20 protein-coding genes are annotated in these 21,853 nt (G+C 72.0%); 9 read left to right on the forward strand and 11 right to left on the reverse strand.

Annotated elements, in window-relative coordinates; translation table 11 throughout:
- Positions 1 to 39: 39 nt before the first annotated feature.
- Complete coding sequence (locus tag ACFVN5_RS17210) at positions 40 to 1,512, forward strand: DUF2142 domain-containing protein (RefSeq protein ID WP_376956611.1); 1,473 nt, start codon at positions 40 to 42, stop codon at positions 1,510 to 1,512.
- Between the two features lie 38 nt (positions 1,513 to 1,550).
- Here the strand turns inward: ACFVN5_RS17210 and ACFVN5_RS17215 are convergent, their stop codons facing one another.
- Genes ACFVN5_RS17215 through ACFVN5_RS17230 form a run of 4 tightly spaced genes read right to left on the reverse strand, consistent with a single transcriptional unit; the run spans position 1,551 to position 5,055 of the window.
- A complete protein-coding gene (locus ACFVN5_RS17215) occupies positions 1,551 to 2,528 on the reverse strand; it encodes a glycosyltransferase family 2 protein (protein WP_376956613.1) in 978 nt (325 codons plus the stop codon).
- Position 2,529: 1 nt separating this feature from the next.
- The gene (locus ACFVN5_RS17220) at positions 2,530 to 2,976 is read right to left on the reverse strand and encodes a GtrA family protein (protein ID WP_376956614.1); all 447 of its coding nucleotides are present in this window, start codon (positions 2,974 to 2,976) and stop codon (positions 2,530 to 2,532) included.
- 14 nt (positions 2,977 to 2,990) lie between these two features.
- On the reverse strand, positions 2,991 to 3,953 hold the full coding sequence (locus tag ACFVN5_RS17225) for a Gfo/Idh/MocA family protein (protein ID WP_376956616.1): 963 nt from the start codon (positions 3,951 to 3,953) through the stop codon (positions 2,991 to 2,993).
- A 1-nt stretch (position 3,954) separates the two neighbouring features.
- Positions 3,955 to 5,055 carry a DegT/DnrJ/EryC1/StrS family aminotransferase gene (locus ACFVN5_RS17230; protein ID WP_376956618.1) on the reverse strand — a complete coding sequence of 367 codons (1,101 nt, stop codon included), beginning with the start codon at positions 5,053 to 5,055 and terminating at the stop codon, positions 3,955 to 3,957.
- A gap of 204 nt (positions 5,056 to 5,259) precedes the next feature.
- Between ACFVN5_RS17230 and ACFVN5_RS17235 the strand changes: the two genes are divergently transcribed.
- The 3 genes from ACFVN5_RS17235 to ACFVN5_RS17245 are packed head-to-tail and all read left to right on the forward strand — an operon-like array spanning position 5,260 to position 8,697.
- The gene (locus tag ACFVN5_RS17235) at positions 5,260 to 5,967 is read left to right on the forward strand and encodes a UDP-N-acetylglucosamine acyltransferase (RefSeq protein ID WP_376956620.1); all 708 of its coding nucleotides are present in this window, start codon (positions 5,260 to 5,262) and stop codon (positions 5,965 to 5,967) included.
- Positions 5,964 to 7,547 (forward strand): DUF2142 domain-containing protein, encoded by a 1,584-nt coding sequence (locus ACFVN5_RS17240; protein ID WP_376956622.1) that lies wholly within the window; start codon positions 5,964 to 5,966, stop codon positions 7,545 to 7,547. Before ACFVN5_RS17235 ends, ACFVN5_RS17240 begins: the two co-directional genes overlap by 4 nt.
- Complete coding sequence (locus tag ACFVN5_RS17245; protein WP_376956624.1) at positions 7,540 to 8,697, forward strand: glycosyltransferase family 4 protein; 1,158 nt, start codon at positions 7,540 to 7,542, stop codon at positions 8,695 to 8,697. Before ACFVN5_RS17240 ends, ACFVN5_RS17245 begins: the two co-directional genes overlap by 8 nt.
- Here ACFVN5_RS17245 and ACFVN5_RS17250 read toward each other — a convergent pair.
- From ACFVN5_RS17250 to ACFVN5_RS17260, 3 genes are read right to left on the reverse strand one after another with little or no spacing between them, the layout of a single operon-like run.
- Positions 8,684 to 9,775, reverse strand: coding sequence for a glycosyltransferase family 4 protein (locus tag ACFVN5_RS17250; RefSeq protein WP_376956626.1), 1,092 nt, complete (start codon positions 9,773 to 9,775; stop codon positions 8,684 to 8,686). The two genes, ACFVN5_RS17245 and ACFVN5_RS17250, sit on opposite strands and share 14 nt — an antisense overlap.
- Positions 9,772 to 11,019 (reverse strand): hypothetical protein, encoded by a 1,248-nt coding sequence (locus ACFVN5_RS17255; RefSeq protein ID WP_376956628.1) that lies wholly within the window; start codon positions 11,017 to 11,019, stop codon positions 9,772 to 9,774. The genes ACFVN5_RS17250 and ACFVN5_RS17255 overlap by 4 nt, the downstream gene beginning before the upstream one ends.
- A complete protein-coding gene (locus ACFVN5_RS17260; protein WP_376956630.1) occupies positions 11,016 to 11,888 on the reverse strand; it encodes a glycosyltransferase family 2 protein in 873 nt (290 codons plus the stop codon). Before ACFVN5_RS17260 ends, ACFVN5_RS17255 begins: the two co-directional genes overlap by 4 nt.
- Before the next feature lie 56 nt (positions 11,889 to 11,944).
- Between ACFVN5_RS17260 and ACFVN5_RS17265 the strand changes: the two genes are divergently transcribed.
- On the forward strand, positions 11,945 to 13,120 hold the full coding sequence (locus tag ACFVN5_RS17265; RefSeq protein WP_376956632.1) for a glycosyltransferase family 2 protein: 1,176 nt from the start codon (positions 11,945 to 11,947) through the stop codon (positions 13,118 to 13,120).
- Positions 13,120 to 14,118, forward strand: coding sequence for a glycosyltransferase family 2 protein (locus ACFVN5_RS17270; protein ID WP_376956633.1), 999 nt, complete (start codon positions 13,120 to 13,122; stop codon positions 14,116 to 14,118). The genes ACFVN5_RS17265 and ACFVN5_RS17270 overlap by 1 nt, the downstream gene beginning before the upstream one ends.
- 10 nt (positions 14,119 to 14,128) lie before the next feature.
- Here the strand turns inward: ACFVN5_RS17270 and ACFVN5_RS17275 are convergent, their stop codons facing one another.
- From ACFVN5_RS17275 to ACFVN5_RS17285, 3 genes are read right to left on the reverse strand one after another with little or no spacing between them, the layout of a single operon-like run.
- On the reverse strand, positions 14,129 to 15,442 hold the full coding sequence (locus ACFVN5_RS17275; RefSeq protein WP_376956635.1) for an O-antigen ligase family protein: 1,314 nt from the start codon (positions 15,440 to 15,442) through the stop codon (positions 14,129 to 14,131).
- Positions 15,439 to 16,794, reverse strand: coding sequence for an O-antigen ligase family protein (locus tag ACFVN5_RS17280; RefSeq protein ID WP_376956637.1), 1,356 nt, complete (start codon positions 16,792 to 16,794; stop codon positions 15,439 to 15,441). The genes ACFVN5_RS17275 and ACFVN5_RS17280 overlap by 4 nt, the downstream gene beginning before the upstream one ends.
- 24 nt (positions 16,795 to 16,818) lie before the next feature.
- On the reverse strand, positions 16,819 to 17,997 hold the full coding sequence (locus ACFVN5_RS17285) for an acyl-CoA dehydrogenase family protein (RefSeq protein WP_376956639.1): 1,179 nt from the start codon (positions 17,995 to 17,997) through the stop codon (positions 16,819 to 16,821).
- Between the two features lie 107 nt (positions 17,998 to 18,104).
- On the opposite strand from ACFVN5_RS17285, the gene manA reads away from it, so the two are divergent.
- Entirely contained in the window at positions 18,105 to 19,364 is a 1,260-nt protein-coding gene (manA, locus tag ACFVN5_RS17290; RefSeq protein WP_376956640.1) for a mannose-6-phosphate isomerase, class I, read from the forward strand.
- A 26-nt stretch (positions 19,365 to 19,390) separates the two neighbouring features.
- Here the strand turns inward: manA and ACFVN5_RS17295 are convergent, their stop codons facing one another.
- A complete protein-coding gene (locus ACFVN5_RS17295; protein ID WP_376956642.1) occupies positions 19,391 to 20,347 on the reverse strand; it encodes a GlxA family transcriptional regulator in 957 nt (318 codons plus the stop codon).
- 84 nt (positions 20,348 to 20,431) lie between these two features.
- Here ACFVN5_RS17295 and ACFVN5_RS17300 point away from each other — a divergent pair, with 84 nt between their 5' ends.
- Both ACFVN5_RS17300 and galE read left to right on the forward strand, forming a co-directional pair.
- Positions 20,432 to 20,581, forward strand: coding sequence for a hypothetical protein (locus ACFVN5_RS17300; RefSeq protein ID WP_376956644.1), 150 nt, complete (start codon positions 20,432 to 20,434; stop codon positions 20,579 to 20,581).
- A gap of 161 nt (positions 20,582 to 20,742) precedes the next feature.
- Positions 20,743 to 21,711 (forward strand): UDP-glucose 4-epimerase GalE, encoded by a 969-nt coding sequence (galE, locus tag ACFVN5_RS17305; protein ID WP_376956646.1) that lies wholly within the window; start codon positions 20,743 to 20,745, stop codon positions 21,709 to 21,711.
- Positions 21,712 to 21,853: the final 142 nt, after the last annotated feature.

The following is a 21,853-nucleotide window of genomic DNA, read 5'->3' on the forward strand; positions in this document are numbered from 1 at the left end:
CGACCGCTGCCGCTGTTCTTCAGCGTGTGGGCCGGCCTCATGATCGCCGCGATCGCATGGGCCGTCTCGACGCCACTCGGCGGCAGCCCCGACGAGCCCGCCCACATCATCAAGGCGGCCTCGGTCGCGCGCGGCCAGTTCGTCGGCGACCCGACCGACCAGCCGGCGGTGCGCTCCGTGCAGGTGCCGGAGGGGATCGCCACCGCGGCGCAGTGGCCGTGCTACGCGTTCGCACCCGCGACACCGGCGAGCTGCCTCCTCGACGTCGTCGACGGTGCGGACCTCGAGCGCGCGGACACCTCGGCCGGACTCTACAACCCGACGTACTACCTGCTCGTGGGCTGGCCGAGCCTGCTCACCGACAACACCTCCGCGGCGGTGATCGGCATGCGCGTGGTCGGCGGGATCCTCGTCTCCTTCTTCCTCGCCGCAGGCTTCTCGGCGCTGCGACAGCTCAACCCCAACCGGGTGACGGCGTTCGGGCTCGCCGCGGCGGTCACGCCGATGGTCCTGTTCCTCGCCTCCGCCGTGAATCCCAACGGACTCGAGATCGCCACGGGCTTCGCGCTCCTCTCGTCGCTGCTGCTCGTGCTCGGGCGCGTCCCGCTCGAGCGTCGATGGCCGTGGCTGCTCGTGATCGGCGCGTCGGGTGTGCTGCTCGCGCAGACGAGAGGACTCTCGCCGCTCTGGATGGCCGTCATCGCCGCCGTCGCCATCATCGTGACGCCCTGGCCGCAGGTGCTCAGGGAGCTGCGTCGATGGCCGGTGATCGTGACCATCGCGGTGCTCGGCCTCGGCGTGCTCGCCGCGGTCGGCTGGACGTTCGCGACCGGGAGCCTCGGCAGCATGGGGAACTTCCCGGGTGCGACGGACTCGCCGAGGCGGGCCTTCATCATCATGCTGTTCCGGACGTTCGACCCCGGGCTCTTCGGCTTCTTCGGCTGGCTGGACACGCCCGCTCCAGCGTTCGTGCTCGCGTTCTGGTCGTTCCTGGCATTCGCCATCGCGGTCGCGGCCGTCGTGGTGGCCCGGGGCCGTCGCACGTGGGGCCTCGCCCTCGCGGTCGTCGCCCTGCTCGTCGTCCCCGCGGTCGTCCAGGCAGCATCGGTGCAGTCCAGCGGCTACATCTGGCAGGGACGGTACGCCCTTGTCGCCTACGTGACGCTGGTCGCGCTCGCGACGACCGTCGCGGCATCCGCGCTGCCGGCGTCGACGCCGGTCCCCGATCGCTGGCGCCGTCGGCTGATCGCCTGGATCGCCGGCCTCGTGGTCCTCGGGCAGACGTGGGCGCTGTTCGCGACGTTCCAGCGATACCAGGGCGGCATCGCCGTCGACCAGGTCATCCTGCACCCCGTGTGGACGCCGCCCGGCGGGCTGTTCCTGTGGCTCGCCGTCATCGCGATCGCGACGGGCTTCACGGCGTGGGCCGCCGTCGCCGGAACCGCGCCGGCCGACCGTGCACCCGGCGACGAGGCTGACGCCGAGCCCGAGGTCGCGATCCCCGCGAGCTAGCGGACCGCGACCTCGGCGAGGCGCCGATCGGACGCGGACTAACCGCGCGCCACCGGTTCGGGGAACGGCTTGAAGGTCGGCGTCGAAGGGCTCGCCTGGATGTCGAGTTGAAGTGAGCTGATCAGCATCTGCGTCCCGATCATGAGCGGCAGTGCCGCGAGCATCACGGTCCCCGCAGTCGCGATGACCGAGCCGACGATCACGAACGCGATCCAGATCGCGACGCCGAGCCCGAACACGAACGACGCGAGGCCGAGGAACAGGAGGAGCGCGATCGGCGAGAACGACCAGAGCACGTAGCGGTACCAGATGCGCCGCCAGAAGCCGCGGAACAGTAGGTCCATCAGCTCGGGAACCACCTTGCTCAGCCGGATGCTCGACACCTCGTCGCCGTAGACCGCCGGAACGGCGACATCGACCGCCGAGACCTGCTGGATGTTGAGGTGGATCAGCAGATCGTTCTCGAACGAGTAGCGCTTCGCCACGTGGTCGAGCGGGATGTTGCGCAGGACCTCGGTGCGCACGGCCGTGTAGCCGTTCTGCGGGTCGAACAGGTGCCAGTACCCCGACGCGAGCTTCGTCATGAACGAGAGCACGACGTTGCCGAAGACGCGGTACTTGGGCATCCCGTGGAACGACTCGGGCGCGTAGAAGCGATTCGCCTTCGAGAAGCCGTAGCCGTCGTCGGTGACGCGGTCGAGCAGCGCGGGCAGGTGCTGGGGGTCCATCTGGGCGTCGCCCGCCATGACGACGTCGATGTCGGCGCCGAGCTCCATCGCGGCCCGGTGCCCGGTGATGATCGCACCGCCGACGCCCTGGTTCACCTCGTGACGGATCAGGGTCACGCGGGGGTCGTCGAGGGACTCGACGACCTCGCTCGTGCGGTCGGGGCTGCAGTCGTCGACGATGACGATGTGGTCGACGAAGTCGGGCATCGTCTCGACGACCGTCGCGATCAGGGCTTCTTCCTTGTACGCGGGCACCACGGCCGCGATCGTCGCATTCTTGTAGACCACGTCAGGCGTCCTCCGCGCTTTCGTTGCTCGTCTCGTCGCGGCGCTTGGGCGCGAAGACCCAGAAGCGGTAGACGAAGTAGTTCCAGATCGTCGTCATGACCGTGGCCACGACCTTGCCGACCGCCCACCCGGCAGGGGTGAGGTCGATGAGGCCGACGATGGCGGCCGTCGCGAGGGTGTTGAAGACCACGAGCACGGTGTAGCGGAACAGCGCCCGGCCGTGCGGGGCATCCGACCCGAAGGAGAACACCCGCTGGATCGTGTACGTGAACGCGAAGCTGAGCACGAACGCGACGCCGGCGGCGAGCCAGGTCGGGAGGCCGAACACCTCGCGGAACAGCCACAGCAGGCCGAAGTCGAAGAGGAACGCGACGACGCCGGCGATGAGGTAGCGCAGCGCGCTCCAGTCGATGAGCGCAGGACGGTCGGGTCCCTCGGTCTCCGTCATCGTCGCTTCCCGGGTCACGCCGTGACTCGCTGCGAGATCACGTGGTCGACGACCTCGTGCGAGGGCAGGATGGTCGCCCGCTCGGCGGCCGCGCTGGCGCGTCCGTCGATGACGTCGTTGAACCGGGCGAACTGCGCGGTCAGCGGTTCGACCGAGGTGACGACCTCGGGGATCTCGATGATCGTCTGCTGGCGGTAGGAGGGGCCGTCGCCGATGGAGTCCTCGGAGACGTGACGGTAGATCGTCACGTCCCGGCGGAGCAGGTCCACCTCGATGAGGCGGTCGAGCTCGTAGATCGACAGGCTCCGGATCTTGTGCTGGCCCACCCGGCTCGCCGAGATGCGCGCGACGGCCCCGTCCTCGAAGCCGAGGAGCGTCTCGGCGACGTCCTCGGCGCCCGGCACGGAGTTCGGGTGGAAGAAGCCGAGACGGCTGTCGACGCTCGCCGGCGCCGAGCCGATGAGGTTGATCGCGAGGTCCACGTCGTGCACCAGGAGGTCCCAGGCCACGCCGGTGCGGATGCGCGGCGCGTAGGGGGAGTGGCGCGTGGCGGTGACGTGGAGGGGGTCGCCGAGTGCCGCGCGGGCCGTGAGCACCGCGGGGTTGTAGCGCTCGAGGAGGCCGCACATGATCGGCACGTCGCGGGTGTCCGCGAGCTCGAGGATCTCGCGCGTGTGCAGCAGGTCGTCGGCCACGGGCTTCTCGATGAGGAGCGGCTTGTCCTGGTTCAGCACCTCGAGGGCGAGGCCGTAGTGCGCCTCGGTCGCGGCGGCGACGACGACCGCGTCGATGTCGTGCAGGTCGGGGAGCTCGGGCGCCCAGGCGGCGCCGAGTCGCTCGGCCATGTCGCGGCCCACGCTCTCGCGCGGGTCGACGAGCACTGCGAGGGTCGCCTGGTCGGACTGGGAGATGACGCGGGCGTGGTTCGCGCCCATGTTGCCGGCGCCGACGAGGGCGATGCGCTTCACTGCGGCCATGTCACGCTCCCGCCACGGCGCGCACGGACGCGATGATGTGGTCGAGGTCGGCGTCCTCGAGGGCCGGGTGCACCGGCAGCGAGACGACTTCGCGGACGATGCGGTCCGCGACGGGCACGTCGCTCGTGCGGACGAGCGGGTGGTTCCGGTACGCGTCGTAGTCGAAGACCAGCTTCGGGTAGTAGACGCCGCTGCCGACCCCGCGGTCGAGGAGCTGCTGCACGAACTCGTCGCGGGAGACACGGGCCTCGGGCGTGACGCGGATCGTGAACTGGTGCCAGACGTGCTCGCGGCCGTCGAGCTGGCGGGGGACGACGACGCCGGGCACGCCGTCGAGACCCTCGATGAGTCGCGCGGCATTGCGGCGACGGCGCTCGACGGTCGCGTCGTAGCGCGCGAGCTGGGGGATGCCGATCGCGGCCTGCAGGTCGGTCATCCGGTAGTTGTTGCCGGCCATCTCGTAGACGTAGCGCGCGCGCATGCCCTGGTTGCGGAGCAGGCGCAGGCGGTCGGCCAGCTCGTCGTCGTCGGTCGTGATCACGCCGCCCTCGCCCGTCGTGAGGTTCTTCGTCGCGTAGAGCGAGAACGTGCCGAGCCCGTAGCCGCCGGCCGAGCGGCCGTGGTAGCGGGCGCCCTGCGACTGCGCGGAGTCCTCCAGGATCCGGAGGTCGTGCTCCTCGGCGATGCGCACGATGGGGTCCATGTCGGCCATCTGGCCGTAGAGGTGCACCGGGAGCAGCACCTTCGAGCGCGAGGTGAGCTGCGCGGCGACCGCGTCGGGGTCGATGTTGAAGTCGTCCTCGCGGATGTCGGCGAACACGGCGGTCGCGCCGGCCTCGAGGATCGCGTTCAGGGTGGCGACGAACGTGAACGGCGTGGTGACGACCTCGTCACCCGGCTCGAGCTCGAGGACCTGGAGCGCGGCGATGAGCGCGGTGGTCCCGTTGTTGACGGCGATGGCGTGCTTCGTGCCGGCCTGCTCGGCGAATGAGGTCTCGAACTGGGCGACCTTCGGTCCCTGGGCGATCGCGCCGGATCGCAGGACCTCGAGCACCAGTGCCTCTTCGTCCGGTCCGAACTGCACGGTGGTGATGGGGATCATGTGGCCTCGTGGGGTGGATTGGGTGGTGCCGACGACCGGCACGACCCACCAATGTACCCGGTGGTCCTGCGCCGGCTCCGCGCGGATCGCGTTCCGCGGCTACGACACTCGTAGGATTGGACGAGTGCGCCCCGCGGTCGTGGCACACCAAGACAATCTACCGTGTCGTCAGCGGCTGAACTCACGAGCCGCCTGTGAGGCAATGTGAACAGCATCCATCCCACCGCCGTGGTCGACGGCGACGTCGTGCTCGGCACCGGCAACACGATCGGTCCGTTCGCGGTCATCACGGGTCCGGTCGTGCTCGGCGACGACAACTGGATCGGCGCCGGCGTCGTGATCGGCGCGCCCCCCGAGGTGCGCAGCTGGCCCCACCCGGTGGATGCCGCGGATCGGTCGTCGGGCAACGGCATCACCATCGGCGACGGCAACGTACTGCGCGAGTACGTCCAGGTGCACCAGGGCTGGAAGGACCGGACGCGGATCGGCGACGGCGCGTTCATCATGAACCAGTGCTACCTCGCGCACGACTCCGTGGTCGACGACGGCGCCACGCTCGCCTCGAGTGTCCTGCTCGCCGGTCACGTGCACGTCGGCGCGGGCGCCAACCTCGGCCTCGGCACGGCGGTGCACCAGTTCCGCACCGTCGGACGCGGCGCCATGATCGGCATGTCGTCCGCGGTCACGAGGGATGTCCCGCCGTTCGCGAAGGCGTTCGGCAATCCCGCGGCGGTCCGGGGCGCGAACGTCATCGGCATGGAGCGCTCCGGCATCGACGGCGCGATCATCGCGGCGCTCGCCGCGGTCTACGCGGGCGAGTCGGACGACGTCGCGGCCATCGCCGACGACGACATGCGCGCGGCGGTCGGGGCGTGGATCTCGGCGCGCGCGGCCCGCGGAGCCGCGGAGTGAGGGCGCCGGCGCCGGCGCCCGCGCCCCCGCGCCGGGCGCGCGTCCTCCTGTTCGTCCTGCCGTTCTCCGTCTTCGCCCTGCTCGGCATCCTCTGGTCGCTGGCCTCGCCGGTGTTCAGCGTCCCCGACGAGAACGCGCACGCCACCAAGGCCATCGCGCAGGTCCGCGGGCAGATCATCGGGTACACGCTGCCCGACGTCCGGCACATCGTGGTCGACCTGCCCGAGGGCTACCACTACACCCAGGACACGCTCTGCTACGCCAAGCACCCCGACGTCTCGGCCGGATGCGCCGTCGACTTCGGCGACGGGAACGGCCAGGCCTGGTTCAACACCTGGGTCGGCGCGTACAACCCCGTCTACTACTACCTCGTCGGCTGGCCGAGCCTGCTGTTCGACGGCAACGCCAGCATCATCGCCATGCGCATCGCCAGCTCGCTGGTCGGCGCCGCGCTCCTCGCCTGGGCCTTCCTCGCCGCGTCGTCGGGCGCGCGATCGCGATGGATGCCGCTCGGTGTCGCGTTCGCGGCCGCGCCGATGAGCGTGTACCTCATCGGCGCCGTCAATCCGAACGGCGTCGAGTTCGCCGCCGCGGTCGCCCTGTGGGCGGGCACGCTGCGGCTGCTCGAGACGTTCCGCGACGGCGGCGGCCGCCCGTGGCTGTCCCGCAACGCGCTGTGGGCCGGCGTGGCGGTCGCATCCATCCTGCTGGTGAACGCCCGCGCGCTCGGTCCGCTCTGGCTCCTGATCGTGGTCGGGCTCTGCTGCTTCGCAGTGGGCTGGAAGGCGGTCCGGCGGCTGTTCACGACCGGCGCCAGCTACTGGTGGCTCGGCGCCATCGCCGTCGGCGGCCTGTTCTCGCTGGGCTGGACGCTCTCCGGCGGCAGCCTCTCGAACCAGGCCGAGGCGTCGGACGCACCCTTCGTCAACGGCACGTTCCTGCAGGGCTTCGCGTACGTGCTGCGCACGACCCCGTGGTACCTCCAGCAGGCGGTCGGCTTCTTCGGGTGGTTCGACACCCCGCTGCCGGTCTGGGCGTACTGGCCGTTCGTCGCGGCGTTCGCCGTGGTCGTGGTGCTCGCGTTCATCGCGACGCGCCGCCGGAGCGTCCTCGTGCTGTCGGCGGTCGTCCTCTCCGCGATCCTCGTCCCGGCGCTCGTGCAGGGCTACAGCGTGCACCAGACGGGCATCATCTGGCAGGGCCGTTACGGCCTGTTCCTCTACCTCGGCATCACCGTCGTCGCCGCGTGGCTCCTGAGCCGCGACGCGGGCGCGCTCGACCAGGTGGCCACGCGGGCGGCGTGGGTGGTCGGCGCCCTCCTCGCCGGGTACGGCGTCATCGCCTTCTTCCTCGTCCTCGTGCGGTACGTCGTCGCCGACGACCCCGTCGCGGAGATGCTGACGGCCCCGCAGTGGCAGCCCCCGTTCGGCTGGCTCGCCCTCACCGCCGGCTACGCCGTCGTGTCGCTCGGGCTCGTCGCGCTGGCGGGCCTCGCCACCCGGTGGATCGTCCGACGCGAGGCGGTCGTTCCCGAGGTCGACGAGCCCTCCCCGCTCGCGGAGGCGCCGCTCCGTGGCTGAGCCGCGGGTCGCGATCGCGTACGACTGCCTGTTCCCTTTCGACGCGGGCGGGGGCGAGCGCGTGTACCGCCGCATGGCCGAGCTGCTCGGCGAACGCGGCAGCACGGTCGACTACGTGACCCGGCGCGGTCGCGACGTCGGGTCCGACGCGGGCTTCGCGGTCGTGGGCGTGTGGACCGGAGACATCGCCGACGTCGCGGGGACCCGCAAGATGTCGAGCGCGGTCGCCTTCGCCGTCGCCCTGTTCCGGTACTTCGTGCGCCACCGCCGCGACCACGACCTCGTGGTCGTCGCGGCGCTGCCCGTACTCAACGTGTTCGCGGTGCGGTTGGCGCTCCTCGGCACGCGCACCGTCGTGGCGACCGACTGGCTCGAGATCTGGACCTGGCGCAAGTGGCGCGCGTACTCGGGCGCGCTCGTCGGCACCGTGGCGTCCGTGCTCCAGTCGCTCGGCGTGCACGTCGGCCGCATCCAGACCGTGAACAGCGGTTTCACCCGCGACCGGCTGCGGCGCTACCGGCGCCGGGCCGATCCGATCGTGCTCGGGCTGGTCGACCTCGTCGGCGAGGGCACGGATGCCTCAGGCCCGACGGCGACGCCGCCGTTCGCGCTCTTCGTGGGCCGGCACATCCCCGACAAGCGGCTCGAAGCGCTGCCGCCCGCGCTCGCGGCGGCGCGATTGGACGTGCCCGGTCTCGAGGCGGTCGTCGCGGGCTCGGGCTCCGAGACCGATGCGGCCCGACGTGCTGCAGAGGCTGCGGGCGTCGCCGACGCCGTGCGCTTCGCGGGCCGGGTGCCCGACGCGGAGCTCGAGCGGCTGATGGGCGATGCGGCGGTGCTCGTGAACCCGTCCGCGCGCGAGGGCTTCGGCCTGGTGGTCGCCGAGGCGGCGTCGCACGGCACGCCGTCGGTGGTCGTCGCCGGGGAGGACAACGCGGCGGCGGAGCTCGTGGTCGACGGCGAGAACGGGTTCGTCGCGGCATCCGCCGCACCCGACGTGCTCGGCGCCGCGATCGTGCGCGCCGTCGAGGGCGGCGAGCCGCTGCGGCGCTCGACCGCGGCCTGGTTCGCGCGCGAGCGGCGCGCGCGGTCGCTCGCGGGCTCGGTCGAGCAGCTCGTGGAGCGGTGGCGGGCGGTCAGCGCGCGCTGAGCGCGTCGAGCAGCGCCGTCCGCGTGGCGGCCGCGGTGGCCTCCCAGGAGAACTCCGCAGCGCGGGCGAGGCCGGCGCGCGACATCCGCGCGCGCTCGTCGGGGGAGTCGAGCAGCGACCGGATCGCCGCGGCGATCGCCCCGGGATCGGTCGGGTCGACGTAGACGGCGGCGTCGCCCGCGACTTCGTGCATGACGGGCAGGTCGGACACGATGACGGGGCATCCGCGCGCCATCGCCTCGAGCGGCGGGAGGCCGAACCCCTCGAACCGGGTGGGGAACACGAGCGCCGTCGACTCGGCGTAGAGGGTGTCGAGCTCGTCGCGCGAGAGCCAGCCGCGCAGGGTCACCGAGTCGCCGAGGCCGAGCCGGTCGACGACGGGCGCGAGCGGGTCGTCGCCATGGCTGCCCGTGATGACGAGGTGCGGCCGTGCGTCGGCGTCGAGGCGGGCGAGCGCCTCGAGGAGGGTCTCGAAGCCCTTGTGCGGCATCCGGTTGCCGACCGCGAGGAGCCGGTCGTCGCGTCGCGCCGCACCCCCCGCATCGGCCACGACCCGCGACCCCGCGAGCGGCGTGACGACCACCCGGTCGGCCCGCACGCGCAGGAACTCGACGATGTCGTCGCGCGACGCCCGGCTCACGGTGAGCACCCGCGTCGCGGCCCGGGCGGCGAAGCGGATCATGGTGCGGAGGATGCGCGAGTACGCGCCGGGCACGTACTCGGGATGCCGGAACGCGAGCAGGTCGTGCACGGTGAGCACGACGGGCACGCGCGAGCGCCAAGGCCCGAAGTTCGCGGGACAGTGCATGAGGTCGGCCCCCAGTCGGCGGGCCGCGCCCGCGACGGCGACGAGCTCGCCACGGGCCCACGCCACGCGGTCCTCGCCGCTGATGCCCGAGTCGACCACGCGCCCGGGGAACCACGACGTGTCGGTCGCCGCGAGCTCGGTCGACGCCCATCCGACGAACTCGAGGTCGGGGTCGTCGGCCGTGAAGCGCGAATACACCTCGCGCACGTACGACTCCATGCCGCCCTTCGTGCCCGTGTAGAAGAGCAGGTCGACGAACACGCGTCTCATGCGTCGCCGCCCGGCTCGAGCGCCGCGTCGGCATCGGTGGCGTCGGCGTCGGTGGCGTCTGCGGCTCCGGCGGCGCGGCCGGCGCGGCCCTCGGCCGCTGCGGCCTCGCGGATGCCCCGCGCCAGTCGTCTCCGCCGGGCGACCTCGTACACCACGGCCGACGCCAGCTCGGCCACGAGCAGCCCGAGGAACACCGCCGACAGGCTCTGCGCGGCGAGGCCGAGGGCCGCAAGCGCGAACGTGAGCACCGACACGGCCGCACGCAGCCCGGTCACGAGCCGCACCTCGCCGGCGCGCCGGAGCGCGGCGAACGGGATGGTCGTCGCGAGCGACGCCGCGCGCCAGGCACAGGCGAGCAGCAGCGGCACCAGCGTCGCGGACTCGGTCCACGCCTCGCCGAAGACGAAGGCGAAGACGCCCGTGAACTCGAGCACGAGCAGCGCGACGACGGCCGCGAGCACCGAGGCGCCCGAGACGACGATGTCGAGCCGCGAGTGCTCCTTGAGGAGGCGCAGCCGCATGAAGTTCAGCGGGATGGCGAGCAGGCCCGACACGGTCGCGATCGACGTGAACAGCACGGCGTCGGCCGAGCCCAGGAACGCGAGGATCATCGTGTTGAGCAGCGGGTAGATCACGCCGGTGATCGCCGTGTCGGCCACCACCCAGCCCATGACGGCCGGTTCGGGCCGGCTCGCGCGGTGCGTGACCGGCAGGCACCGCACGCACGTCGCGACGGCGATGCCCACCACGAGCGGGATGAGCGCCCACTGCTGCCCGGCGAATCCGGCGAGCACGCCGATGAGGGCGCCGATTCCGACGGCGACGGATGCCGCGATCTCGCGCCGGTCGAGCCGCTCGGCGACCGACACGCCGCGTCCGACCTCGAGCGCGGCGATGAGGATCGGCAGTCCGATCGCCAGTGCGATCGCGTTCGGCGGGATGATCGCGAGCACGAGCGCGGTGAGGACCGAGATCCCGGCGAGCCACAGCGGGAAGACCACGCGCCGCTCGGTCGCCGCGGAGCTGAGCCGCGACTCCACGACGACCGCGAAGGTGAGCTGGCCGGCGAACGTGGCCACGAGCACCGCCACGGCGAGCACGCCCTGCTCCTCGACCGTGAACAGGCGCGACGAGATCGACACCGTCGCCGCCGGGATGACGGCGAGGGAGACGCCGCCGAGGAGCGTGATGAGGCTCATGGCGGCGCGTCGCATCCGGAGCGGCCCGGGCATCGGCTCGGTCACCGCGTCACCGCCTCGTTCGAGCCGCCGAACGTGCGCCCGAGCGTCCCCTCGGCACGGCCGAGGAACACCCACCAGCCGTCGCCGACGGTGTTCGTCGCGCGATGGCGCAGCCCGAAGGCGAGCCCGCCGAACACGAACGCGAGGCGCCACCACGACGGGTACGGATGCCGCACGACGAGTCGTCCGAGCCCGCGCCCGTAGGCGCGCAGCTTGCGGCGTCGTTCGTGCGTCGAGAGTCCCGACGGGTCGGCGACGCCGCCGACGGCCACGTCGGGCGGGAGCCACGCGAACGCCGTCGCGAGGTCGGGACGCCGCTCGGCCATCCGCAGCAGCAGGTCGGTCGCCTCGCCGGCCTGCCACGGTGTGGGCGCGCCCGTGCCGAGGTCGGGGTCGAACCCGCCGACCTCGTCGAACACCGACCGGCGCATGAGGAGGCCCATCTCGATGACGCTCCACACGTTCCAGCGGTCGAGCGGCGTGCCGGATGCGGGCAGCGTGAACTTCGGGCCGTGCTCGTCGACGACGGTCAGGGCGCCGGCCGCGACCGAGCCCGACGCGGCCCGAATGGCCGCCACGCTCCCGTCGGGGAACCACGTCGTGTCGTTGGGGAAGTGCAGGAGCCGCTCGCCGGCGGGGAGGGAGGCGACGCCGGCGTTGCGGCCGCGGGAGGCGCCCCGCTCCGACGTGGTCACGTCGATGGCGACGCCTGCGCCGCGGAAGCGCGCCGCGAGGCGCTCCACCTGGTCGCGATTGTCCTGCGCGACGAGCACGATCCGGTCGTCGGGGCCGACCTGCGGGGTCAGGGATCGCAGCAGCCGCTCGAGCGGTTCGGCCCGGCCGAGCGTCGAGACCACGAGACCCAGATTCATCGCACCCCATTCTGTACGATGGGGAGGCTGCCCCGCGTACGACAGGACCCCTCCGCATGCCGACTTCCACCGAGGCGATCGAGCTCTCGATCGTGATGCCGTGCCTCAACGAGGCCGAGACGCTCGCGACGTGCATCGACAAGGCGCAGGGCTACCTCGAGCGCAGCGGCGTCGTCGGCGAGGTGGTCATCGCCGACAACGGGTCCACCGACGGCTCGCAGGACATCGCCCGCGCGCACGGCGCCCGCGTCGTCGACGTGCCGGCCAAGGGCTACGGCAGCGCGCTCATGGGCGGCATCGACGCCGCTCGCGGCGAGTACGTCATCATGGGCGACGCCGACGACAGCTACGACTTCTCCCGCCTCGACCCGTTCGTCGAGCGGCTCCGTGCGGGCGACGAGCTCGTCATGGGCAACCGCTTCAAGGGCGGCATCGCCGAGGGCGCCATGCCGCCGCTGCACAAGTACCTCGGCAATCCCGTGCTCTCCTGGATCGGGCGGGTGCTGTTCCGGTCGCCCATCGGCGACTTCCACTGCGGCCTCCGGGGGTTCAACCGCCGGTCGATCCTCAACCTGCACCTGCAGACCACCGGCATGGAGTTCGCGAGCGAGGTCGTGGTGAAATCCACGCTCGGCGGGCTCCGCGTCTCCGAGGTGCCGACCACGCTCGACAAGGACGGCCGCAGCCGCCCGCCGCACCTGCGCAGCTGGCGCGACGGCTGGCGCCACCTGCGGTTCCTCCTCATCTTCAGCCCGCGCTGGCTGTTCCTCATCCCGGGCGCGGTGGCGTTCTTCATCGGCCTGCTCGGCACCCTCTTCATCAGCTTCGGGCCGATCATCCTCGGCGACATCGGCTTCGACGTGTCGAGCCAGGTGTACCTCGCGGCGCTCACCGTCGTCGGGTACCAATCGGTGCTCTTCGCGATCCTCACGAAGATATACGCTCAGCACGAGGGGTTCCGCATCCCCAGGTCGCGCAACTTCGACCGGCTCGAACGGCGCATCAGCCTCGAGAGCAGCGCGCTCGTGGGGCTCGCGATCTTCGTCATCGGGCTCGCGATCGCCATCTGGCAGTTCTCCATGTGGGCGACGACCGGCTTCGGGGCGCTCGACCCGACGAGCACGCTGCGCACCGCGGTGCTGGCGGCCCTCCTCATGATGCTCGGCGCGCAGACGATCATGGCCGGCATGTTCCTCGGCGTGCTCAACGTGGGCCTCAAGCGGAACCGCTGATGTCCGACACGCCCCGGGCGCGCGTCTCGGTCGCGCTCGGCACGCACTACGGCGCGCGCTACCTGCGCGAGCAGCTCGAGAGCATCCTCGCCCAGACGCACCCGGTCGACGAGATCGTGCTCTCCGACGACGCGTCGGGCGACGGCACGGTCGAGCTCGCCGAGCAGGTCATCGCCGAGCACCGGGCGACGGATGCCGCGACGCCCGCGCTCGTCGTCAGGCGCAACCCCGTGGCACTCGGCGTGACGCCCAACTTCGAGCAGGCCCTGCGCGCGGCATCCGGCGACCTCATCGCGCTCTGCGACCAGGACGACGTCTGGCACCCCGACCGGGTGGAGCGGGCGGTGGCCGAGTTCGACGCCCGACCCGGGCTCGACCTCGTCGCGGCCGAAGCGCGGCTCGTCGACGCGATCGGGACTCCGCTCGGCTCCTCGCTGCTCGAGACCCTCGGCGTCGACGACGCGGCGCGCACGAGGCTCGGCACGGATGCCGCGTTCGGCGAGCTGCTGAAGCGGAACCTGCTCACCGGGGCGACCATGCTCGTCTCCCGGGCCCTCGTCGAGCGCGCCGCGCCGTTCCCCACCAGCTGGGTGCACGACGAGTGGCTCGCGATCGTCGCGTCGGTCGGCGGTGGCATCGCGGTCGTCGCCGACCCCGTCATCGACTACCGCCAGCACGGCGCGAACCAGATCGGCGTGTCCCGGCTCGGCGCCGGCGGCAAGCTCGCGCGCCTGCGCGAACCGCGTACGGCACGCAACACGCGCCTGCTCGCACGGGCGCAGGACCTCGCCGACCGGCTCCCCGCCATCGCCGGCGATCGCCCCGAGGTCGAGGCCGAGGTGCAGGCGAAGCTGGCGCACGAGCGCATGCGGCAGGGCATCCCCGCCTCCCGCCTGCGTCGCCTCCCGTCGGTCTGGCGCGAGTGGCGCTCGGGGGCCTACGGGCGTTACGGCCTCGGCGCGCAGGACGTGCTGCGCGACCTCCTGCAGCCCGTGTAGGCGGCTCCGCCTACGTCAGTTCCTCGTGCGTCGGCGCGGGCGGACGCCCGGCTGCGAGCGCGTCGCGCCAGCTCATGTCGCGGGCGGCCTTGACCGCGCACACGACGAGGAGCATCCAGCCGCCCTCGCCGAGGGCGAAGCTCTCGGCGAAGCTCGTGACGGCGATGACGACGAGCATGAGCGCCGGCCACACGTACACGACGCTGCGGCGGCTCGAGGCGAGCAGCCATGCGCGGACGAGCGCGACGCCGACGAGCGCGATGAACATCAGCGCCCCGATGACGCCCACCTGGAAGTACACGTCGATGTACGCGCTGAGCGCCGACGAGTGCGGCCGGCCCGTGGCGAGCTCGATCCAGGTGTACGGCGCCGTGTCGGGCCAGGCGCCGACCCACCCCCAGCCCTGCAGCGGGTTCTGGTTGAGGTAGCGCGACAGCTCTCGCCAGACGTCGAGGCGCACGTCGAACTCGGCGCGGGCGTCGAGCAGCTCGATGATCCGGATCCGCAGGATCCACGCGGTCACGAGCGCGGCGAGGCCGGCGGCGAGCAGCACCAGCTGCCAGCGCCAACGCGACGCCGGCGCGGCGCGGCGCAGGCCGTAGAGCGCGGCGAGCGCCAGGAGCGCGGCGCCGAGCGCGACCCACGTGGTGGGCGAGCCCGAGAGCACGATGCACAGCGCCGCGAGCACGATGGAGCCGATCGCGCGTCCGCGCTGCACGATCTTCGTGCGCCACTCCACGATGAAGGTGAGCAGGGCGATGAGCGCCACGAAGCCGAGCAGGTTGCGCGACCCGAAGACGCCCTGGATCGGGCCGAGATTCGCGATGTTCCCCTGGATGCCGAGCACCGCGATCGGCGCGTCGATGAGGATGCCGGCGAGCACCTCGAGCCCGATCGAGACGCCGAGGAGCACGCGCATGACGTCGCCGAAGGCGCGGACGATCTGGATCGTGTCGCGCATGAGCGCCACGTAGACCCCGATCACGGCGAACGCCACGAGGTAGACCACCCGCAGCGCCGTGGCGCCGGGCGTGCTGCTCCAGAGCACGGATGCCGCGCACCAGCCGACGAACACGAGGATGGTGATCGGCAGGATGCCGTACCACTCGACCGCGCGCCACCGCGCGACGAGCGAGAGCCCGCAGAGCACGAGGAGGCCGACGAGCGCCGCCACGAGTCCGGGCCAGCCGATGAGGCTGCGCACCGCGTGGGTCGAGAACGCGAAGCCCACGGCGAGCAGCGTGAGCGCCTGCGCGAACCGGGCGGACCCCACGAACTCGCGCAGCGCGCGGCTGAGGTGCGCGCCGGCGGCGGGATCCGTCATCGGGCGGTCTCCGACGGCGGCATCCGCGAGGCTGGGACGGGCGGCGGTTCCGCGGGCAGCGGCTCGGGCACCCACTGCCGCCGCTTCGTCGACCAGGCGATGGCGATGAACAGCAACCAGCCGCCCTCGACGAGGATGCGGCTCTCGGCGATGCTCTGGCCGATCAGTGCGACGAGCACGAGCAGCGGCACGAGCGACGCCGCGGAGTGGGGGAGCGGCCCGCCCGCCTCGTCGCGAGGCCGGTCGACGGCGAGGAACCACGACCGCCACAGCGCGCCGATCACGATCGACGCGAACGCGATGAGCCCGACGATCCCGAGCTGCAGCCAGACGTCGAGCCAGGCGTTGTGCGCCTGCAGGTATTCCACGCCGTTGCGCACCGCGAGCCCCTGGAACGGCTCGACCCACGGCTGCCAGTAGCCGATCCAACCCCAGCCGAACCATGGGCGCTCGGCGGCGAGGCCGATCACCGACGACCAGATGTCGAGCCGGCCGGTGAGGTCCTCGCTCTTGCCGAACAGGTCGAGCAGCGCACCCCAGAACAGGACGAGCAGGGCGACGGATGCCGCGAGCACGCCGGCCGCGGCCCAGTACACGCCTCGGCGCCGGTCGGGCCCGACCCGCCGCGCCCACACGACGAAGCCCCATGCGACGAGCACGACCACGCCGACGAGGATGACGGTCGCCGAGCGGGTGAGCAGCATCACGGCGCCCGACACCACGAGCCAGCCGATGCCCTGCGCGCGCCGGATGCTGCCGGCCGCGAGTCGCGCCCCGAACACGATGAGGCCGAGGAGGGCGATCATGCCGAGAAGGTTGCGGCTCGCGACGATGCCCTCGATCGGGCCGCCGTGGAAGAGCAGGTCGCGCGACCAGAAGAACGCCGCCGGCGCGTCGTCGGGATAGTCGGTGAAGTTGGGGGGCAGCGGCTCCTGCACGAAGATCGCCACCCACAGCTCGAACGCGATCGAGAGCCCGAGCACCCACTTGATCGCCGCGGCGAGGGCGCGCTCGAACCGCGTCCAGGTCAGGCACAGCGCGAGCGCGACGCCCGTGAACGTCGTCACGAGCGTGATCACGACTCCGAGCACGGATGCCGCGGGGTAGAACGACCACGCGATCGACAGCACGGCGAGCCCGACAAACGCGATCGTCGACTTCGGCACCCGCCGCCACCGCCACGTCGGCTTCTCGGCGACGACGAGGATCACGGCCCCGACCACGACCGCGAGCGCCACCGCCGCGAAGCCCCACCAGCCCAGGAGGTTGCGCCAGAACTGGCCCGCGAGGACGGTGAACAGCGCGAACGTCGCGTACGCGCCGATGAGCGTGCGGCGTCGGCCGGTGGTCATGCGTCCAAGGCTATCGCGCGAGCATCAGACGAACGCGGCGGTCCCGGTGATCTTGCGGCCCACGATGAGGGTGTTCATCTCGCGCGTGCCCTCGTAGGAGTAGAGGGCCTCCGCGTCGGCGAAGAACCGGGCGGCCTCGTGCTCGAGCACGATGCCGTTGCCGCCCATGGCCTCGCGTGCCCACGCCACCGTCTCGCGCATGCGCGAGGTGGCATACGCCTTCGCGAGGGCCGAGTGCTCGTCGCGCTGCTCGCCGGCGTCGAGCATCTCGGAGACGCGCACGACCATGCCGATCGAGGCGGTGATGTTGCCGAGGCACTTCACGAGCAGGTCCTGGATGAGCTGGTGCGAGCCGATGGTCCGGCCGAACTGCACGCGCTCGCCGGCGTAGCGCACGGCCGCCTCGTAGGCGCCGATCGACGTGCCGACCGCGGCCCACGCCACCTCGGCGCGCGTGAGGCGCAGCACGCTCGCGGTGTCGCGGAACGAGTTCGCCCGCTGGAGCCGCAGCGACTCGGGCACGCGCACGTGGTCGAGCGTGATGTCGGCGTTCTGCACGGGTCGCAGGCTGATCTTGCCCTCGATCTTCGTGGCGGAGTAACCGGGCGTCGACGTGGGCACGATGAAGCCCTTGACCTGGCCGTCCTCGACGTCCTTCGCCCAGATGATCGTGATGTCCGAGAAGGTCGCGTTGCCGATCCAGCGCTTCGCGCCGGTCAGCACCCACTCGTCGCCGTCTCGCGTCGCCGTCGTGCGCAGGCCCTGCGCCGAGTCCGAGCCCGACAGCGGCTCGGTGAGGCCGAAGGCGCCGACGAGCTCGCCGCTCGCGAGCCTCGGGATCCACTCCGCGCGCTGCTCGTCGGAGCCGCAGAGCGACAGTGCGCCGGTGACGAGGCCGTTCTGCACGCCCACGAAGGTCGCGACCGACGCGTCGACGCGGGCGAGCTCCAGGGCGACGAAGCCGCGGAAGACGGCCGAGTTCTCGAACGGCGCGGTCTCGTCCCACGCGTACGAGAGGACCCCGAGGTCGGCGAGCGGCTTGACGAACTGCGTCGGGAACTCCGCGCGCTCCCAGTAGCCGTTGATGACCGGCCGGACCTCGGCCTCGAGCCACGCGCGGAGCTCCGCGATGGCGGCCCGCTCGCGGGCGCCGAGAAGGGATTCGTACGAGTAGAAGTCGCTCGCGAGCGGCTCGAACGTCATGACTGCTCCAATGCGTGGGGAGGGATGGCCCGAGCCTACGGGCGGCCCCGAACATGGCTCGAACCGGTTGGTAGTTTGGACGCAAAGGCGGAAGGGGACCAGCGAGGATGTTTGTGGCCATCGGCAACACGCCGCGCGATTACGCGTGGGGATCCACGAGTGCGATCGCCGAGTTCCGCGGCGTCGAGCCGTCGGGCTCACCCGAGGCGGAGCTCTGGCTCGGCGCGCACGCGGGGTCGCCCGCGCGGGTGCACGACGCGGCATCCGTCGGCCATGACGACCTCGCGGCGTGGATCGCGGCGGATCCCGCGCGCGCGCTGGGGCCGGCGCTCGCCGCGCAGGGTGCGCGGCTGCCGTTCCTGCTGAAGCTCCTCGCGGCCGCCGAGCCGTTGTCGCTCCAGGCCCATCCCACGCCCGAGCAGGCGCGCGCCGGCTTCGCCCGGGAGGAGGCCGAGGGCATCCCCGTGACCGCGTACGACCGCAACTATCGCGACGCGTTCCACAAGCCCGAGCTGGTCGTCGCCGTGAGCGACGAGTTCGACGCGCTGTCGGGCTTCCGGCCGCTCGACGAGGTCGCGGGCGTGCTCGCGGTGCTGCGCGAGGCGGATGCCGCGACCGACGAGCCCCAACCCGGCGCGCTCGACCTGCTCGCTGCTCGCCTCGGCACCGCGGACCCGCTGCGCGACACCGTGGAGTGGCTGCTGCGCGACGGCCGCGGCGAGGACACGGGGGAGGCGACCTGGGTCGTCGAGCGGGTCACCGCGCTCGCGGCATCCGACCTCGCCCGCGACTCCGAGTACGCGGCATCCTTCGAGACGGTCACGCGCCTCGCCGAGGTCTACCCGGGCGACCCGGGCATCGTGATCTCGCTGCTCCTCAACCGCGTGGTCCTGCGCCGCGGCGAGGCGCTGTACCTCGCGGCCGGCAACATCCACGCTTACCTCTCGGGGCTCGGCATCGAGCTCATGGCGGCCAGCGACAACGTGCTGCGCGGCGGCCTCACGCCGAAGCACATCGACGTGGGCGAGCTCCTCGACGTGCTCGACTTCAGGCCCATCGCGCCGCCGCGGCTCGCGCCCGAGCAGGTCGGCTCATCGCTGCAGGCGTTCCGTCCCGACGTGCCCGACTTCGTGCTCTACCGCGCCGAGTTCGGCGGGTCGGCGGATGCCGCGCGCGTGCCCCTCACCGGGCCGGCCATCGTGCTCGCCGAGGGCGACGCAATCCGCCTCCGCGGGGCGCACGGCGAGGCGGAGCTCGCCCGCGGCGAGGCGGTCTACGTCACGCCCGACGAGGGCGCGCTCGACGTGACGGGCCAGGGCATCGCGTGGATCGCGACGACCGGCGCGCCCGCGGCATCCGGAGCCTGAACCGCTGAGCCCGGCGTCGCCGGCGGTCAGCCGACCGCGCGGAGGCCGAACAGGCGGCGGTACTGGGTGGGTGTGGTCTGCAGCACCTTCAGGAAGTGGTGGCGCATCACGGCCGCGGCGCCGAAGCCGGTCTCGCGGGCGATCTCCTCGAGCGAGAGCGAGGTCTCCTCGAGCAGCTGCTGCGCGCGCAGCAGGCGCTGGCGGTTGAGCCAGGCGTTCGGCGTGGTGCCGGTCTCGGCGCGGAACCGTCGCGCGAACGTGCGGGGCGACATGAGCGCCTTGCGGGCGAGCAGGTCGACCGTCAGGTCGTGGTCGAGGTGCTCGAGCATCCACTCGGTGACCTTGGCGAACGAGTCGCTGTGGCACTCGGGCACCGGCGTCTGGATGAACTGCGACTGACCGCCGTCGCGCTGCGGAGGCACGACCATGCGGCGCGCGACGATGTTCGCGGCGCTCGCGCCCAGTTCGGTGCGCACGATGTGCAGGGCCGCGTCGATGCCCGCTGCAGTGCCGGCACCGGTGACGACCTTGTCGTCCTGCACGAAGAGCACGTCGGGGTCGACCTCGGTCTCGGGGAACATCTCGGCGAGGCGGTCGGTGTACATCCAGTGCGTGGTGGCGCGGCGGCCGGCGAGCACGCCCGCGTGGCCGAGCGTGAAGGCGCCCGAGCACACCGACAGCACCCACGCGCCGCGCTCGACGGCGTGGCGGATGACGTCGAGCACGCGCTCGTCGGGCGGCGTGTCGATGAGCGAGGCCGGTACGGCGACGAGGTCGGCCTCGTAGGCGAACTCGAGCCCCTCGTGCACGACGACGTCGAAGCCGAGCTTGGTGGGGATCGGGCCGGGCTCGGCCGCGACCACGTGGAAGTCGAAGGTGGGACCGCCCTGCTCGCTGCGGTCGATGCCGAAGACCTCGCAGATCACGCCGAATTCGAACGGCGCCATCTGGGGAACGGCGATGCAGGCGATGGAGTGGAGCACGGGTGCCTCCGTTGGCAGGAATGAGTCGTTGTATGGCCACTCTGCCACTGTCGGCAGGATGTCGCAAGAGGTAGATTTTCTGCCATGACCACCATCGTGTTCCTCGTCATCGCGGGGCTCGCCATCTGGGGAGTGCTCGCAACCGTGCTTCGCCTCGAAGGCGACGGTTACGGTCGTCCCGAGATCCGGGACCGCAACCGCCACATCGAGAACCTGCCCACACGTCTCGTCTGATCCCGCCCACGGGAGCGCACGCGCGGCGATCGACGCTGCGCGTGCGGCCCGTCCGGCCCGGTCCTGGACGACCGCCGGCGACTCGCGACCCGCGCCGTCCCGCCGCCCCTCGATAGCATCGGGGTGAGCATGCGGATCGACTGCGTGCGGGAGGCGGGAACATGAGCTGGCTGGTCACCGGAGGCGCCGGGTACATCGGTTCGCACGTCGTGCGTGCGTTCGCCGAGCAGGGCATCGACACGGTCGTCGTCGACGACCTCTCCTCGGGCCGGCACGCCTTCCTCCCGACCGGCGCGCGTTTCGTGCAGGGCACGATCCTCGACGGGCCGCAACTCGAGAACACCATCGAGCGGTTCGACGTGCAGGGTGTCGTGCACCTGGCCGGCTTCAAGTACGCCGGCGTCTCGGTCTCCCGCCCGCTGCACACCTACCAGCAGAACGTCACCGGCACGGCGACGCTGCTCGCCGCCATGGCGGCCAAGGGCGTCGATCGCATCGTCTTCTCGTCGAGCGCCGCCGTCTACGGCACGCCCGACGTCGACCTCGTGACCGAGGAGACCGAGCAGCACCCCGAGTCGCCCTACGGCGAGTCGAAGCTCGTGGGCGAGTGGCTCATCGCCGACCAGGGTCGTGCCGAGGGCCTGCGCCACACGAGCCTGCGGTACTTCAACGTCGTCGGCTCGGGCACCACCGAGGTGTTCGACCCGAGCCCGCACAACCTGTTCCCGCTCGTGTTCGAGGCGCTCATCGAGGGCCGCACGCCGCGCATCAACGGAGACGACTACCCGACGCCCGACGGCACGTGCGTGCGCGACTACATCCACGTGGCCGACCTCGCGGCGGCGCACGTGGTCGCGGCGAAGCGCCTCGACGCGGGCGATCCCCTCGAGCCCGTCTACAACCTCGGCTCGGGCGACGGCTCGTCGGTCGGCGAGATCATGCAGACCGTCGCGGCCGTCACCGGCATCGAGTTCACGCCCGAGGTCGGGCCGCGGCGTCCGGGCGATCCCGCCCGCATCGTCGCGTCGGGCGACCTGGCCGCCCGCGACCTCGACTGGAAGATGCGGCACACGCTGGCACAGATGGTCGAGAGCGCGTGGGAGGCGCGTCGCGCGGCGTCCGAGGAGTGAATCCGGTCGACGGGACTCGCACGAACGGAGATCCACCTCCGGAACGCGGGACGCCCGTCCCGACTGCGTAACGTCTGGCGAACACGTCGGCGTGTCGCGGTGGCGATGAAGCCTCGACGCGGAGTTGAGGGTTTACGATTCC

It is taken from the genome of Agromyces sp. NPDC057865, from assembly GCF_042796995.1.
Classification (GTDB): domain Bacteria; phylum Actinomycetota; class Actinomycetes; order Actinomycetales; family Microbacteriaceae; genus Agromyces.